The sequence below is a fragment of the Mycobacterium kyorinense genome (assembly GCF_002101735.1).
Taxonomy (GTDB): Bacteria; Actinomycetota; Actinomycetes; order Mycobacteriales; family Mycobacteriaceae; genus Mycobacterium; species Mycobacterium kyorinense.
In genome coordinates, this window is record NZ_LQPE01000017.1 from 1 (window position 1) to 16,598 (window position 16,598).

Below are 16,598 nucleotides of genomic sequence, written 5' to 3' on the forward strand. Positions count from 1 at the left end.
TACTACCCACCCGGGTGGAAAAGTAGGACACCGCCGAACACCCACAAAAAAGGGCACCCACAAGGTGCCCTTTTTTATTTTCTAGTCGAAAAGCGTGAGAGTCGCTGATTTACGGCGTTTCTCTAATTCGAGAAGCGTTCGTTTGCGATCCAATCCACCGCCATAACCGGTAAGGCTGCCGCCTGCGCCGATAACGCGGTGACACGGCACAATAATGGCAATCGGATTGTGTCCGTTGGCCAATCCAACCGCCCGCGCCGCCCCGATAGCCCCAATTTGTGCTGCGACTTCGCCGTAGGAGCGAGTTTCGCCGTACGGGATCGTCGTCAAGGCTTGCCAGACCCGGCGCTGAAAATCGGTACCAACCATGTCGAGTTGCAGGTCGAATTCGGTGAGATCGCCGGCGAAATAGGCCTGGAGTTGGTCGACGGCGTCCGGAAATGCCGCTTCATCGAGAGTCCAACCAGCACGATCGGGCTCGTAGGTCTGATCGACCATGCGGAGGTTCGTCAAGATGTCGCCGCGCCCGGCCAGCGTCAACGGGCCGATCGGGCTGTCGATGGTGCGGTAGTGAATCACGCGATCTCCTTCGATGGCCAATGGTTTACCGGATGCTCCGGCGTCGTCCACAGATGCTGGGTGGCGTAGGACCGCCAGGGGCGCCACGGCAGGCTGCGCTCGATGAGCGTCCGCTGGTCCGCGGGCAATCCGAGCTGTTCGGCGGCCAGTCGCAGCCCCAGGTCGGTTGCCGGAAACGCGTCAGGATCGCCCAGTGCGCGCATGGCAATCACTTCTGCGGTCCACGGCCCGACGCCGGGCAGCGTCAGCAGCTGCCGGCGGGCGGCGTTCCAGTCGCAACCCGCATCGAGCACCACACTGCCGTCGGCGAGTCCTTCGACCAACGCCGTCACCGTCCGCCGACGCGACTTGGGCACGGCCAGATGGGCCGGATCGATCTCGGCGAGCTGCTCGACCGACGGGAAGGTGTGCGTCAGCGCGCCGCCGGCGTCGGGTACCGGGTGCCCGTACGCGGCGACCAGCCTGCCCGCGTGGGTGCTGGCGGCCTTTGTCGAGATCTGCTGAGCCAACACGGCGCGGATGGCCAGTTCGCTTTCGTCGACGGTGCGGGGAATGCGTTGGCCCGGCGCCTTCGCCACCACTGCGGCCAGCTCAGGGTCAGCCGCCAACACGTCGATCACCGCCTCCGGGTCGGCGTCGAGGTCCAACAGCCGCCGGCACCGGGCGATCGCCGTCGTCAGGTCGCGGAAGTCATCGAGGACCAGTTGGCAACGGACATGATCGGGTGCCGGTGTCAGGCTGACGACGCCGTTGCCCGACGGCAGCCGCAGTGTGCGGCGGTACATGCCGTCGCGTACTTCCTCGCACCCGGGGACCGCGCCCGCGGCCAGGTGGCCGAAAACGCCTTCGTAGGCGAACGGCGTCCGTACCGGCAGGCGCAGTGTCACCGACCCCGGCGAGGTGTGGTTGCACCCGAACTGGGCCGCCGCTCGTTGGCGCAACGCCGTGGGAGTGCTGTCGCACACCGCGCGCAGCGTCTCGTTGAACTGGCGGATGCTGGAAAACCCGGAGGCGAACGCGACATCGCTGAACGGAAGGTCGGTCGTCTCGATCAGCACCCTGGCGGTCTGCGTGCGCTGCGCGCGGGCCAGCGCGAGCGGGCCGGCGCCGAGCTCGGCCTGCAGCAAGCGCTCCAGCTGACGGGCGGTGTAGCCGAGGCGGGCGGCCAGGCCGCTGACGCCTTCGCGGTCCACGGTGCCGTCGGCGATGAGTCGCATCGCCCGCGCGACGACGTCGCCGCGCACGTTCCATTCCGGCGAGCCCGGCGACGCGTCCGGGCGGCACCGCTTGCAGCCCCGAAACCCGGCGCGCTGGGCGGCGGCAGCGGTCGGGTAGAACTGCACGTTACGGGCAAACGGCGGCCGCACGGGACAGCTGGGCCGGCAATAGATGCCGGTGGTCAGCACGGCGGTGACGAACCAGCCGTCGAACCGGGCGTCTTTGGACTGCACGGCCCGGTAGCAGCGGTCGAAGTCTTCATGCACGATTCGACCATTACACCTGGGCGCCGACAGCACTAGCGGAAAAGCGACATCTAGGTGGCGAGCGTGGCCAGCCTGGTCGGCTCGTCGTGGCCGCGCAGCGTTACGGTGTCGCCCAGCGACCAGTGGGCACGCTCCTCGTCGCCGGCGCCCTCGACCGCTGCCGACGACGCCAACAACCGCGTCGGTTGCTCCTTGGCCAGTTCGCTCAGCCGGGCTGCCTCGTTGACCGGCTCGCCGATCACCGTGTACTCGAATCGTTCCTTGGCGCCGACGTTGCCGGCGACCACCTGTCCCGCCGCCACGCCGATGCCCGCCTGGCACTCCGACACCTCGCGCTCCAGCCGCTCGGCGATGGCGCGAGCGGCGGCCAGTGCCTGGTCTTCGGGATGCTCCAGGCGATTTGGCGCGCCGAAGACGGCCAGCGTCGCATCACCCTCGAATTTGTTGACGAGTCCGCAATGGCGGTCCACTTCGTCGACGATCACCGCGAAGAACCGGTTCAGCAGTTGGACGATCTCTGTGGCCGGCCGCTTGGTCACCAACTGCGTCGAGGCGATGATGTCGACGAAAAGCACTGCCACATGGCGTTCTTCGCCGCCGAGCTTGGGCCGTTCTCGTTCGGCGGCCGCGGCCACTTCGCGACCGACGTGGCGGCCGAACAGGTCGCGCACGCGTTCCCGCTCCCGCAGCCCGTTGACCATCGCGTTGAAACCGCTTTGCAATTCGCCGAGTTCGGTTCCGTCGAACGCCACCAGGTCGACCTGCAGGTCGCCCTGTTCGACGCGCTGGAGTGCGGCGCGCACCACCCGCACCGGTGTTGCGATGAGCCAGGACAACAACCACATCAGCGTGAATCCGAATATCAGTGTGGCCGCGGACAAGATGAGCACCGCCACCCCGAACTGGGTCTCGGTCATGTTGCGCAGTACCAGCGCAAAAAACGCTGTCAGCGCAATGCCGATGACCGGCACGCCGGAACCGAGCATCCACACCATCATGGTCCGGCCCATGATGCCCGGGGCGAATCGCCGTGGCGGCGGCCCGGCCTCGAGCGCTTGGGCGGCGACCGGCCGCAGGGTGAACTCGAAAATGAGATAGCAGGCCGTGGCGACCAGGACACCGCAAAAGCTCACCGAGAACAGGGTTTGCGGGATGAACAGGCTGTTGGTCAGGCCGTAGAGGGTCGTGAAAAGCGCCGCTCCCGTTCCCCACAGGATGAAGTTGACGGCCGCCGCCCCTGCCGGGGCCTGGAAGGTGTTGCGTTCGTCGGCCGGGGTGGGGCTGCGTTCTTCGATCGCCCAGCGCAATACGCCGACCGTGCGCCGGGTGATCCAATAGGTGCCGAGTACCAGCGCGACCGCGATATAGGCAGGCACGGCCGCGAACGTGAGCCACGCGGGCGCGTCGGAAAAGACGCTGGGTACCGGAAACGCGACGCTGAGCAACAGCAGGTCCACGCCGATTCCGATCAGGTTCACCCCGACGATGAACACGGTGAGGATCACCTGAATCCGCACGCGGCGGCGCCGTTGGCTTTCCGATACCCTGCCGAGCAGCCACGAGCCGTACGCCGGGGTCTCGGGCAGCCGACCGCTCTGCCGAGTCACACGCTCCAGCAGCCGACCTAGCCGTTGGGCCAGTGTTCTCTGGGCCATCATGGTGGCGTCAGCCTAATTTGTCCGCTCGACGGCCCTTAAGGTGAGTCGCGTGCGTCTTGTGATCGCCCGGTGCACCGTCGACTACCTGGGCCGGCTTACCGCGCATCTGCCCTCCGCGCGCCGGCTGCTGCTGTTCAAGGCAGACGGCTCGGTGAGCGTGCACGCCGACGACCGTGCCTACAAGCCGCTGAACTGGATGAGCCCGCCGTGCCGGCTCACCGAGGAACTCGACGGGAAGCTGCCGGTCTGGGTCGTCGAGAACAAGGCCGGCGAGCAGTTGCGGATCACCGTCGAGGAGATCGAGCACGATTCCACTCACGAGCTGGGCGTGGATCCCGGGCTGGTCAAGGATGGCGTCGAGGCTCATCTGCAGGCGCTGCTCGCCGAACACGTCGAGCTGCTCGGCGCGGGATACACGTTGGTGCGCCGGGAGTTCATGACCCCGATCGGTCCGGTCGACCTGCTGTGCCGTGACGAACAGGGCCGCAACGTCGCCGTCGAGATCAAGCGGCGCGGCGAGATCGACGGCGTCGAGCAGCTCACCCGATACCTCGAATTGCTCAACCGCGACAGCCTGCTGGCGCCGGTGAGCGGGGTGTTCGCCGCACAGCAAATCAAGCCGCAGGCCCGGACTTTGGCTATGGATCGTGGAATCCGTTGTCTGACACTGGATTACGATCGAATGCGCGGCATGGATAGCGACGAATACCGGCTATTCTGACATGGCCCGGCGTCGCGCATCACCCCGTCGGCAGCAGCCGTCAAGGCCGCTGCCGGGTATGCGCCGGGTGGAATCCGGGCCCGACGGCTACGAGTACGAAGTGCGACCGGTTGCCGCCACGCGAGCCGCTAAGACGTACCGGTGCCCGGGCTGTGACCACGAAATCCGTCCCGGGACACCGCATGTGGTGGTGTGGCGCGCTGATGCGGGGGAGGCGGCGGTGGAAGACCGCCGGCACTGGCACACGCCGTGCTGGGCCAACCGCGCAAACCGCGGGCCCACGCGCAAGTGGTATTAGCGGCGATCGCAAGCGCGGCGAAGCCGGGTGCGGCGGTTCGCCGCCGAGGTCTTAGTGAGCCGAATCGGCTGCCGGCTCGACCAACTCGATCAAAACGCCGCCGGCGTCTTTCGGGTGGATGAAGTTGATCCGCGAATCCGCCGTGCCGCGCCGCGGCGTGTCGTAGAGCAGCCGGATGCCCTGGCTGCGCAGCCGCTCGGTCAGCGCCTCCAGGTCACTGACCCGGTAGGCCAGCTGCTGGATGCCGGGCCCGCGTTTGTCGAGGAATTTCGCGATCGTCGACGACTCGTCGATCGGGGCCATCAGCTGGATCTGCGCGCTGCCGACCGGGGCGCCGCGCACCGAAAGCATCGCCTCGCGGATGCCCTGTTCGTCGTTGACCTCCTCGTGCAGCACGATCATGCCGAGGTGGTCGTGGTACCAGGCGATCGCCTCGTCGAGGTCGGGCACCGCGATGCCGACGTGATCGACCGCCGTCACCAACGCGCTGGCCAGGGTGCGACGGACGTCAACGTGTTCGGTGGTCATAACGTCACGGTAACCTGACGGGAAAGATTGCGCTTCACCGGCCGCAAAATCGGCCGTTTTCGTCCCTTTCGGAGGTTCTCATGACGACGTCGGTGATAGTTGCTGGAGCACGGACGCCCATCGGCAAGTTGATGGGGTCGTTGAAGGATTTCTCGGCCAGTGACCTGGGCGCTATCGCGATCGCCGGCGCGCTGGAGAAGGCCAAGGTGCCGGCGTCGGCGGTCGAGTACGTGATCATGGGCCAGGTGCTGACGGCGGGAGCCGGGCAGATGCCCGCCCGTCAGGCCGCCGTGGCAGCCGGCATCGGCTGGGATGTGCCGGCGCTGACCATCAACAAGATGTGTCTGTCCGGCATCGACGCCATCGCGCTTGCCGACCAGCTCATCCGGGCCGGTGAGTTCGACGTGGTGGTGGCCGGCGGCCAAGAGTCCATGACCAAGGCGCCGCATCTGCTGATGGACAGCCGGGCCGGCTACAAGTACGGCGATGTGACGGTGCTGGACCACCTGGCCTACGACGGGTTGCACGACGTGTTCACCGACCAGCCGATGGGCGCGCTGACCGAGCAGCGCAACGAGACTGACAAGTTCACCCGTCGCGAACAAGACGAGTTCGCCGCGCGGTCACACCAGAAGGCCGCCGCGGCCTGGAAGGACGGCGTTTTCGCTGACGAGGTCGTGCCGGTGAATATCCCGCAGCGCAAAGGGGATCCGCTGCAGTTCACCGAGGACGAGGGCATCCGCGCCAACACCACCGCCGAATCGCTGGCCGGTCTCAAGCCGGCGTTCCGCAAGGACGGCACCATCACGGCGGGGTCGTCGTCGCAGATCTCCGACGGTGCGGCCGCGGTCGTCGTGATGAACAAGGACAAGGCCAAAGAACTCCGGTTGTCGTGGTTGGTCGAGATCGGCGCGCACGGTGTGGTGGCCGGCCCGGACTCGACGCTGCAGTCGCAGCCGGCCAATGCGATCAAGAAAGCACTTGGCCGCGAAGGCATCTCGGTGGACCAACTTGACGTGGTGGAGATCAACGAAGCGTTTTCCGCGGTCGCGCTGGCCTCGACCAGGGAACTGGGTGTCGACCCCGAAATCGTCAACGTCAATGGCGGCGCGATCGCGGTCGGGCATCCGATCGGCATGTCGGGCGCCCGGATCACGCTGCATGCGGCGCTCGAATTGGCGCGCCGCGGCTCCGGCTACGGTGTCGCAGCGCTGTGTGGCGCCGGGGGTCAGGGCGACGCGCTGATCCTGCGGGCCGGCTGAGGGCCGATGCCCGCGGAAATGGTTGCTGGCCTCGTGAACTGTGATTTTGGTCACCGGAGCCCCGCGACCGGGTGCCAGGACACCGGTAGCGCCGTGCCAGACTTGACGACGTGAGCCGTCCCCGACCCCCGATCGGGCCCGCCCTGGCGGGAGCGGTCGATCTGTCCGCGCTCAAGCAGCGCGCCCAGCAGAGTTCCTCCGCCGGTGGCGATGCGCGAGCCGGCTCGACGAAGCCGGCCGGCGTCGAGATCACCACGGCCAACTTCGAAGACGAGGTGCTGGTCCGGTCCAATCAGGTGCCGGTCGTGGTGTTGCTGTGGTCGCCGCGTAGCGACGTGTGCCTGCAGCTGGCCGACATCCTGTCCGGCCTGGCCGCCGCCGATGGTGGCAAGTGGTCGCTGGCGACCGTCAACGTCGATACCGTTCCCGAGATCGCCCAGATCTTTGGTATCCAAGTGGTCCCCACCGTGGTGGCATTGGCCGCCGGACAGCCGCTGTCGAGCTTTCAGGGCATGCAGCCGGCCGACCAGTTACGCCGCTGGGTGGACTCGCTGCTGTCGGCGACCGCCGGCAAGCTCAGCGGCGCAGGCGATTCCGAGGATGCGGAAGAAGTCGACCCGGCGCTGGCGCAGGCGCGCCAGCAGCTTCAGGACGGCGATTTCGCCGCCGCGCTCGACTCGTATCAAGCGATCCTGGACGCCAACCCCAATCACGCCGAAGCCAAGGGCGCGGTCCGTCAGATCGCCTTCCTGATGCGCGCGACGGCGCACTCACCGGATGCGGTGGCCCTCGCCGACGCCGCGCCCGACGACATCGACGCGGCGTTCGCCGCCGCCGATGTGCAGCTCCTCAACCAGGATGTCACTGGCGCCTTCGACCGGCTGATCGCCTTGGTGCGACGGACTTCCGGCGACGAGCGCACGAAGGTTCGCACCCGACTGATCGAGTTGTTCGACCTGTTCGATCCGGCCGACCCCGAAGTGATTGCGGGCCGGCGCAACCTCGCCAACGCGCTGTACTGAGCGCGGTCCGCGTTACTCGGGTTCCAGCCAGAGCGCCGAGCTGGGCGGCAGCACCAGCACCGCCGACGCCGGGCGACCGTGCCACGGCTCGTCGGTCGCGTCGACGCCGCCGAGGTTGCCGATACCGCCGCCGTTGTAATCGGCCGCATCGGTGTTGAGCACCTCGCGCCAGCGGCCCGCGGTGGGTAGGCCCAGCCGGTAGTTGCTGTGCTCGGTGCCGGCGAAATTGAACACGCACGCCATCACCGAGCCGTCGCTGCCGTAGCGCAGGAAGCTCAGCACATTGTTGGCCGAGTCGTTGGCGTCGATCCAGGAGTAACCGTCGGGGGTGGTGTCCTGACTCCACAGCGCCGGACGGCTGCGGTAGATCGCGTTGATGTCACGCACAAAATGCAGGATGCCGGTCGAGAAGCTGTTCTCGTCGAGCTGGAACCAATCCAGGCCACGCTCCTCGGACCATTCGGCGCGCTGACCGAATTCCTGTCCCATGAACAGTAATTGCTTGCCGGGATGGGCCCACTGGTAGGCCAGCAGGCTGCGCAGCCCGGCGGCCTTGAGGTGGTCGTTGCCCGGCATGCGTCCCCACAACGTGCCCTTGCCGTGCACCACCTCGTCGTGGCTGAGCGGCAGCACGAAGTTCTCGCTGAACGCATAGAGCATCGAGAACGTGATCTCGTGGTGGTGATAGCTGCGATGCACCGGATCGTGGCTGATGTAGTCCAGCGTGTCGTGCATCCAGCCCATGTTCCACTTCATCGAAAAGCCCAGGCCGCCAACGTTGGTCGGCCGCGACACGCCGGGCCACGACGTCGACTCTTCGGCGACGGTGACAATGCCCGGGGCCACACGATGCGCGGTGGCATTCATCTCCTGCAGAAACTGCACCGCTTCCAGGTTTTCCCGGCCGCCGTAGACGTTCGGCGTCCAGCCGCCTGCCGGCCGCGAGTAGTCCAGATAGAGCATCGAGGCGACGGCATCCACCCGCAGGCCGTCGACGTGGTACTCCTGCAGCCAGTACAGCGCGTTGGCCACCAGGAAATTGCGAACCTCGGGCCGGCCGAAGTCGAATACGTAAGTGCCCCAGTCGAGTTGCTCGCCACGCTTGGGGTCGGAATGCTCGTAGAGCGGTGTGCCGTCGAACCGGCCGAGCGCCCAGGCGTCCTTGGGGAAGTGTGCCGGGACCCAGTCCACGATGACGCCGATACCGGCCTGGTGCAGTGTGTCGACCAGGTAGCGGTAATCGTCGGGGGTGCCGAATCGCGACGTCGGTGCGTAATAAGACGTCACCTGGTATCCCCACGACCCGGCGAAGGGGTGCTCGGCGACGGGCAGCATCTCGACGTGGGTAAAGCCGTGCGCCACAACGTAATCGGTCAGCTCACGAGCGAGGTTGCGGTAGCTCAGCCCGGGCCGCCAGGACCCCAGGTGTACCTCGTAGGTGCTCATCGGCTCGAAAACCGGGTTGCGCTGGGCGCGCTGGGTCATCCAGTCGGCGTCGCCCCAGGAGTAGTCGCTGGTGTAGACCCGCGATGCGGTGTGCGGCGGCACCTCGGTGGCAAAAGCGAACGGGTCGGCGCGGTCGGTGACGCTGCCGTCGGCGCCATGCACCCGGAACTTGTACAGGCCGTCGGGTGGGAAGCCGGGCCAGAACAGCTCCCACACACCCGAGGAGCCCAGTACCCGCATCGGCGCGTCGTTGCCGCCCCAGTGATTGAACTCGCCGATCAGGCTGACGCCCTTGGCGTTTGGCGCCCATACGGCGAACGACACACCCTCGACCACGCCGTCGGCGGTGGTGAACGAGCGACGGTGGGCGCCCAGCACTTCCCATAGCCGTTCGTGGCGGCCCTCGGCGAACAGGTGCAGGTCCATCTCTCCGAGCGTGGGCAGGAAGCGGTACGCGTCGGCGACGGTGTGCGGCTGCGAGCCGTTGTAGCTGACCTCGAGCCGGTAGTCGATGAGGTTGGTGAATGGCAGCGCGACGGCGAACAGGCCCGAGTCGATGTGCTGCAGCGGATAGCGGTCCGCGCCGACCAGCGCGACGACTTCGGTTGCGTGCGGGCGAAATGCCCGGATGACGGTGTGATTACCGTATTCGTGGGCGCCCAGGATGCCGTGCGGATTGTGGTGCACGCCGGCCAGCAGTCGATCGAGGTCGCTGGGTTCGGGCGTCAGGTTGGTTCTGGCGAGTTGGTCGGTCGGTGTCATTGCGGCGTCACCTCCGGCGCAGCAGCGGGTATCGGGATTCGGACGGGATCAGCGGCATGTTGATGATGTGGGCGACTGCCCGGGCGGGATCGATGCGCACGTAGTTGGCTTGGCCCCACTGGTATTCCTCACCGGTTATCTCGTCGCGCACCCAGAACCGTTCGTAGGGCTCCATACCCAGTGCGGCCATGTCCAGCCACAGCGTCGCCTCTTCGGGTCCGAATGCGTTGAGCGTCACCACCACCAGCACGCAGTCGCCGGTGGTCGGGTCGAACTTGCTGTAGGCCAGCAGCGCGTCGTTGTCGATGCTGTGGAACCGGATGGTGCGCAGTTCACGCAGCGCGGGATGCAAACGGCGAATGTTGTTGAGCCGGGCGATGAACGGCTCGAGTGACCGGCCTTCGGCCAGCGCGCCCGCGAAGTCGCGGGGCCGCAACTCGTACTTCTCCGAGTCCAGGTATTCCTCGCTGCCTTCGCGCACCGCGCGGTGCTCGAAAAGCTCGTAACCGGAATACATTCCCCAGGCCGGGCTCATGGTGGCGGCCAGCACCGCCCGGATCGCGAACATGCCCGGGCCATTGTGCTGCAGCACGGCGTGCAGGATGTCGGGGGTGTTGACGAACAGGTTGGGCCGGCGGAAGTCGGCGAGTTCGGCGATCTCCTGGCCGAATTCGGTGAGCTCCCACTTGGCGGTGCGCCACGTGAAATACGTGTAGGACTGGGTGAAGCCCAGCTTGGCGAGGCCGTACTGGCGGGCCGGCGGCGTGAACGCTTCCGACAAGAACAGCACGTCGGGATCGGCCGCTTTCACCTGAGCGATCAGCCACGCCCAGAAGTCCGGCGGCTTGGTGTGCGGATTGTCGACCCGAAAGATCTTGACGCCGTGGTCGATCCAATGCCGCACCACGCGCAGCACCTCGTCGTAGAGCCCGGCCGGGTCGTTGTCGAAGTTGAGCGGATAGATGTCCTGGTACTTCTTGGGCGGGTTCTCTGCGTAGGCGATGGTGCCGTCGGGCAGCTCGGTGAACCACTCGCGGTGTTCGCGCGCCCACGGGTGGTCGGGCGCGCACTGCAGCGCCAGATCGAGCGCCACCTCCATCCCGAGGTCGCTGGCCGCCGCGACGAAGTCGTCGAAGTCGTCGATGGTGCCGAGCGCCGGGTGCACCGCATCGTGGCCACCCTCGTCGCTGCCGATCGCCCACGGCGATCCCACGTCGCCGGGTACGGCGGTGGCGGTGTTGTTGCGGCCCTTGCGGTGGATCTTGCCGATCGGGTGGATCGGCGGCAGGTACACCACGTCGAAGCCCATCTCCGCGATCCGGGGCAGCGCCGCCGCGGCGGTGGCGAAGGTGCCGTGCACCGGGTTGCCGTCGGCGTCCCAGCCCCCGGTCGAGCGCGGGAACATCTCGTACCAGGCGCCGAAGCGGGCCTCCGGCCGGTCCACCCAGACCCCGTACTGGTCGCCGCGAGTGAGCAGGTCGCGCAGCGGATACTGGGTGAGCAGCTCCTCGACCCTGGGACTCAGCGCCGCGGCCGCCCGGGTCAGCGGATCGCCCGGTTTGCGCAGCGCGGCCGCGGCCGTCAGCAGGGGTTCGCGCTGGCTGCGCGGCACGCCGGTCGCGGCGCGTTCCAGCAACCGGGCACCGACCAGCAGGTCGTTGGACAGCTCCGTTTCGCCCTGGCCGGCGTCCAATTTGGCGACGACGGCATGGCGCCAACTGTGAATCGGATCACCCCAGCCGTCCACCCGGAACGTCCAGAGTCCGACGCTGTCGGGGATGAACTGCCCGTGGAACACGTAGGGCTCTTCGCCCATTGTCATCGGCAGCTGCAGCGGTTTGATTCGCGGCGGCGTCTCGAGCGCGTCCTTTTCGGCCACCTGCACGGCCTTGATCCGCCGTGTTTCGCTGACCTGCGGGTAATGGGGACCCAGGTAGCGCACCACCAGCGTGGCCGCCACAGCCTCGTGGCCTTCGCGCCAGACCGACGCCCGGACCGGGACCACCTCGCCGACCACGGCCTTAGCCGGGTATGCGCCGCAGGACACGACGGGCTGGACGTCATCGATCTCGACACGACCTGGCACCGCGACTTCCTCCAATCGCCCGTCTCCTCATCGGGCCGCCGCGCGGCCCGCATCGTCGCCGGGCGGCCCTCCCTGTTCGGGAACACCCCCTGCGCCCAATACCCACCGTAGTGTCGGGCCACACGCGGGGCTTGTTAAGCGGCCGCTGTCGACACGTCGGCGCCGGCTCGTCGTCAGTAAGGTATGGACCCGTGAAAGCCCTCCGCCGGTTCACCGTCCGCGCGCATCTTCCGGAACGTCTGGCGGCGCTGGAGAAGCTGTCGACCAACTTGCGATGGTCGTGGGACAACCCGACGCAGGATCTCTTCGCGGCCATCGACCCGGAGCTGTGGACGCAATGCGGGCAGGACCCGGTGGCGTTGCTGGGAGCGGTGCGGCCGGCGCGGCTCGACGAATTGGCCGCCGACGGAGAGTTTCTGGACCGCCTGGACGGATTGGCCCTAGATCTCGACGATTACCTGACCAGGCCGCTGTGGTATCAGCATCAGCAAAACGACGGCGTCGCAATGCCTTCCGGGATCGCCTACTTCTCGATGGAGTTCGGGGTCGCCGAGGTGTTGCCCAACTACTCGGGCGGCCTGGGAATTCTGGCGGGCGATCATCTGAAGTCGGCGTCGGACCTGGGTCTGCCGTTAATCGCCGTCGGCCTGTACTACCGGTCGGGGTATTTCCGTCAGTCGCTGACCGTGGACGGCTGGCAGCAGGAGACGTATCCGTCGCTGGACCCGCAGGGCCTGCCCTTGCGGCTGCTCACCGACGCCGACCGCCATCCGGTGTCGATCGAGCTGGCGCTGCCCGACTCCGGCCGGCTGCGGGCCCGCATCTGGGTGGCGCAGGTCGGCCGCGTCCCGTTGCTGCTGCTGGACTCGGACATCCCGGAAAACGAGCACGACCTGCGCAGCGTCACCGACCGCCTCTACGGCGGTGACCAGGAGCACCGCATCAAGCAGGAAATCCTGGCCGGGATCGGCGGCGTGCGGGCGATCCGCGCCTTCGTCGACATCGAGGGGCTCCCGTCGCCCGACGTGTTCCACATGAACGAGGGCCACGCCGGCTTCCTCGGGGCGGAACGCATACGTGAGCTGGTCACCGACGCCGGGCTGGATTTCGACACCGCGCTGACCGTGGTGCGCTCCAGCACCGTCTTCACCACCCACACCCCGGTGCCCGCCGGCATCGACCGGTTCCCGATGGAGATGGTGCGGCGCTACTTCGACGACACCGGCGACGGTTCCGTGCTGCTGCCCGGCGTGGCGACCGAGCGGATCCTGGTGCTCGGCGCCGAGGAGGATCCGGACAAATTCAACATGGCCCACATGGGTTTGCGGCTGGCGCAACGGGCCAACGGCGTCTCGCTGCTGCACGGCCGGGTGAGCCGGGTGATGTTCAACGACCTGTGGCGCGGCTTCGATCCCGACGAGGTGCCGATCGGGTCGATCACCAACGGGGTGCATGCGCCCACCTGGGCCGCGCCGCAGTGGCTGCAACTGGGCCGCGAGCTGGCCGGCTCGGACTCGTTGACAGAACCGCAGGTGTGGCAGCGTCTGCAGGGAGTCGACGCCGGGCACCTGTGGTGGATCCGCTCGCAACTGCGGGCGTTGCTGATCGACGACGTCCGGGCGCGGCTGCGCCGGTCCTGCCTGGAGCGTGGGGCGTCGGAGGCCGAACTCGGTTGGATCTCAACGGCATTCGACCCCGAGATCCTCACCATCGGCTTCGCCCGGCGAGTGCCGACGTACAAGCGGCTGACGTTGATGCTGCGTGACCCCGACCGCCTCGAGCGGCTGCTGCTCGACAACGAGAAGCCGATCCAGCTGATCGTCGCGGGCAAGTCGCATCCCGCCGACGACGGCGGCAAGGCGCTGATCCAACAGGTGGTGCGATTCGCCGACCGGCCCGCCGTGCGTCACCGCATCGCCTTCCTGCCCGACTACGACATGTCGATGGCGCGACGGCTGTACTGGGGCTGCGACGTGTGGCTGAACAACCCGCTGCGGCCGTTGGAGGCGTGCGGCACGTCGGGGATGAAAAGCGCACTCAATGGCGGGTTGAACCTGTCCATCCGCGACGGCTGGTGGGACGAGTGGTACGACGGCCAGAACGGCTGGGAGATACCGTCGGCCTCGCGGATGGCCGACGAGGACCGTCGCGACGATCTGGAGGCCGCCGCCCTCTACGACCTGCTGGAGCACTCGGTGGCGCCGACGTTCTACGAGCGCGACGAGCACGGGGTGCCGCCGCGGTGGATCGAAATGGTGCGTCACACCTTGCAGACGCTCGGGCCGAAGGTGCTGGCCTCGCGGATGGTGCGCGACTACGTCGAGCGGTACTACCGGCCGGCAGCCCAGTCGGTGCGCCGCACGGTCGCGGTCGACGCCGACGGCGTGGTGAGGTTCGACGCCGCCCGCGAGCTGGCCGCCTACCGGCAACGCGCTGTTGCGGCCTGGCCGAAGATCCGCATCAACGACGTCGACAGCACCGGCCTGCCCGACACCCCGGTGCTCGGCTCGGAGCTCACCCTGACCGCGACCGTGCAACTGGCCGGTCTGCAGCCCGACGAAGTGACCGTGCAGGCACTGGTCGGCAGGGTCGATGCCGGTGATGCGCTGCTGGACCCGGTGACCGTCGATATGTCGCACACCGGCACCGCGTTCGGCGGCGACGAGGTGTTCTCGACGACGATGCCGCTGCCGGTCGCCGGGTCGGTCGGTTACACGGTGCGAGTGCTGCCGCGCCACCCGATGCTTGCCGGTGACACCGAGTTGGGCCTGGTCACGCTGGCTGAGCGCTCGGCGACGGAGTGACCGGGCGGTCCTCCAGCGATGTCCGCAGCCGCGTGAGCGCCTCGCGGACCTTGGCCGCGTCGGTCGTGGCCCAGAACGGCGGGAGCGACGCGCGCAGGTAGCCGCCGTAGCGGGCGGTGGCCATCCGCGAGTCGAGCACCGCCACCACCCCGCGGTCGTCGACGCGGCGCAGCAGCCGCCCCGAGCCCTGCGCCAGCAGCAGCGCGGCGTGGCTGGCGGCGACGGCCATGAAGCCGTTGCCGCCGTGCGCGGCCACCGCACGCTGCCGTGCGGACAGCAGCGGATCGTCGGGCCGCGGAAACGGGATCCGGTCGATGATCACCAACGACAGCGACGGGCCGGGCACGTCGACGCCCTGCCACAGCGACAGCGTGCCGAACAGCGATGTGGCATCGTCGGCGGCGAACTGTTCGACCAGCGCGCCGGTGCTGTCGTCGCCCTGGCACAGCACGGGGGTGGACAGCCGGTCGGCCATCGCATCGGCAGCCGCGCGGGCCGCCCGCATCGACGAGAACAGGCCCAGCGTGCGTCCGCCCGCCGCCGTGATCAGCTCGGCTATCTCGCTCAACTGCTCGGCAGAGCCGGTGCCGTCCCGCCCCGGCGGCGGCAAGTGGGCCGCAACGTACAGGATGCCGGCCTTGGCGTGGTGAAACGGCGATCCCACGTCGAGCCCACGCCAGCCGTCGTCCCCGGCGAGACCCCATGCGGTGGCCATCGCGTCGAAGCTGCCGCCGACGGTCAGCGTCGCCGACGTGAGCACCGTCGTCGATCGCTCAAACACCTTGCCGCGCAACAACTCTGCCACCGACAGCGGCGCCACCTTCAGCACCGCGCGGTTCTCCTCGTGCTCCAACCACACCACGTCGGTGCGATCGGGAATCGCCGGCCCGAACGACGTCAGGATCCGGGCCGCGGTGTCGGCGATCTCCGCGAGCCCAGCCACCGCCTCGGCGCGCGCGGACGCCGCCTTCGGGTCGCTGGGCGCGGTGTCGATGGCCGAGCGGGCTTTGCCCGCCGCGTCGCGCAGCGCCGCCAGGTAGCTGGCCAGCTCGTCGTCGAGCCGGTCGATGCGTCCGGGTGACGCGTCGTGGATCGCCGAGGAGAACGTCGCCGTCGCGGCCTCGAGCCGTTCGGACAGCTCGGGGTCGATCAGCCGCGCCGCGCGCCGGTGCGCAACGCCGAGCGCGGTGGCGGACAGCTCGCCGGTGGCCACCGCGGTCACCCGATCGGTCAGCTCGTGCGCCTCGTCGACGACCAGCAGCTGGTGTTCGGGCAGCACGGCCGAGTCGGAGACGGCGTCGATGGCCAGCAGCGCGTGGTTGGTGACGACGACATCGGCCCGACCGGCCTCGGCGCGGGCCCGTTCGGCGAAACATTCACCGCCGAACGGACAGCGCGCCACGCCGAGGCATTCGCGTGCGGACACGCTGACTTGGGCCCACGACCGGTCGGCCACGCCGGGCTTGAGGTCGTCGCGGTCGCCGGATTCCGTCGTCGACGCCCACGCGGTGAGCCGCTGCACGTCGCGACCCAACGCGGTGGCCGCGACAGGCTCGAACAGCTCGTCCTGCGGCCCGTCGGTGGCCGCGCCGTTGTGAATCTTGTTGAGGCACAGGTAATTCCGTCGCCCCTTCAGCAGCGCGAACCGCGGCCGGCGGGGCAGTTCGCCGGCGAGTGAGTCGACCAGCTGGGGCAGATCGCGGTCGACGAGCTGGCGTTGCAGCGCGATCGTCGCCGTCGACACCACCACCGGCGCATCGTCGGACACCGCGCGCACAATCGCCGGCACCAAGTACGCCAACGACTTTCCGGTGCCGGTGCCGGCCTGCACCGCCAGGTGCTCACCGGTGTCGAAGGCGTGCGCCACCGCGGTGGCCATCTGCAGTTGACCGCTGCGCTCGCTGCCACCGAGCGCTGCTACCGCAGTGGCCAGCAGGGCGGGCACTTC

Annotated in this window: 12 protein-coding genes; 5 read left to right on the top strand and 7 right to left on the bottom strand. The window is 68.1% G+C overall.

The annotated features are described in order from the left end of the window. Positions 1–81 precede the first annotated feature (81 nt). From AWC14_RS03075 to AWC14_RS03085, 3 genes are read right to left on the bottom strand one after another with little or no spacing between them, the layout of a single operon-like run. Positions 82–579 (bottom strand): methylated-DNA--[protein]-cysteine S-methyltransferase, encoded by a 498-nt coding sequence (locus AWC14_RS03075; RefSeq protein WP_045383916.1) that lies wholly within the window; start codon positions 577–579, stop codon positions 82–84. After that, the gene (locus tag AWC14_RS03080; RefSeq protein ID WP_045383919.1) at positions 576–2,063 is read right to left on the bottom strand and encodes a DNA-3-methyladenine glycosylase 2 family protein; all 1,488 of its coding nucleotides are present in this window, start codon (positions 2,061–2,063) and stop codon (positions 576–578) included. Before AWC14_RS03080 ends, AWC14_RS03075 begins: the two co-directional genes overlap by 4 nt. Positions 2,064–2,113: 50 nt before the next feature. Then, positions 2,114–3,721, bottom strand: coding sequence for an adenylate/guanylate cyclase domain-containing protein (locus tag AWC14_RS03085; RefSeq protein ID WP_045383922.1), 1,608 nt, complete (start codon positions 3,719–3,721; stop codon positions 2,114–2,116). A 49-nt stretch (positions 3,722–3,770) separates the two neighbouring features. Here AWC14_RS03085 and nucS point away from each other — a divergent pair, with 49 nt between their 5' ends. Then, positions 3,771–4,442: an endonuclease NucS gene (gene nucS, locus AWC14_RS03090; RefSeq protein WP_045383925.1), complete on the top strand. Its 672-nt coding sequence runs from the start codon at positions 3,771–3,773 to the stop codon at positions 4,440–4,442. A gap of 1 nt (position 4,443) precedes the next feature. After that, entirely contained in the window at positions 4,444–4,740 is a 297-nt protein-coding gene (locus tag AWC14_RS29390; RefSeq protein ID WP_057003515.1) for a hypothetical protein, read from the top strand. A 51-nt stretch (positions 4,741–4,791) separates the two neighbouring features. On the opposite strand, the gene mce is transcribed toward AWC14_RS29390, so the two are convergent. Next, a complete protein-coding gene (gene mce, locus AWC14_RS03100) occupies positions 4,792–5,268 on the bottom strand; it encodes a methylmalonyl-CoA epimerase (RefSeq protein ID WP_045383928.1) in 477 nt (158 codons plus the stop codon). A gap of 80 nt (positions 5,269–5,348) precedes the next feature. Between mce and AWC14_RS03105 the strand changes: the two genes are divergently transcribed. Together AWC14_RS03105 and AWC14_RS03110 are read left to right on the top strand one after the other, a co-directional pair. Then, entirely contained in the window at positions 5,349–6,530 is a 1,182-nt protein-coding gene (locus tag AWC14_RS03105) for an acetyl-CoA C-acetyltransferase (protein WP_045383930.1), read from the top strand. 110 nt (positions 6,531–6,640) lie between these two features. After that, positions 6,641–7,552 (top strand): tetratricopeptide repeat protein, encoded by a 912-nt coding sequence (locus AWC14_RS03110; RefSeq protein ID WP_045383933.1) that lies wholly within the window; start codon positions 6,641–6,643, stop codon positions 7,550–7,552. Between the two features lie 12 nt (positions 7,553–7,564). Here the strand turns inward: AWC14_RS03110 and glgB are convergent, their stop codons facing one another. Continuing rightward, positions 7,565–9,760 carry a 1,4-alpha-glucan branching protein GlgB gene (glgB, locus tag AWC14_RS03115; protein WP_045383936.1) on the bottom strand — a complete coding sequence of 732 codons (2,196 nt, stop codon included), beginning with the start codon at positions 9,758–9,760 and terminating at the stop codon, positions 7,565–7,567. Between the two features lie 7 nt (positions 9,761–9,767). After that, positions 9,768–11,846, bottom strand: coding sequence for an alpha-1,4-glucan--maltose-1-phosphate maltosyltransferase (locus AWC14_RS03120; protein ID WP_045383978.1), 2,079 nt, complete (start codon positions 11,844–11,846; stop codon positions 9,768–9,770). 191 nt (positions 11,847–12,037) lie between these two features. Here AWC14_RS03120 and glgP point away from each other — a divergent pair, with 191 nt between their 5' ends. After that, the gene (glgP, locus tag AWC14_RS03125) at positions 12,038–14,650 is read left to right on the top strand and encodes an alpha-glucan family phosphorylase (protein ID WP_045383939.1); all 2,613 of its coding nucleotides are present in this window, start codon (positions 12,038–12,040) and stop codon (positions 14,648–14,650) included. Here glgP and AWC14_RS03130 read toward each other — a convergent pair. Continuing rightward, positions 14,619–16,595 carry an ATP-dependent DNA helicase gene (locus AWC14_RS03130; protein WP_045383942.1) on the bottom strand — a complete coding sequence of 659 codons (1,977 nt, stop codon included), beginning with the start codon at positions 16,593–16,595 and terminating at the stop codon, positions 14,619–14,621. The genes glgP and AWC14_RS03130 overlap by 32 nt on opposite strands. Between the last annotated feature and the right edge of the window lie 3 nt (positions 16,596–16,598).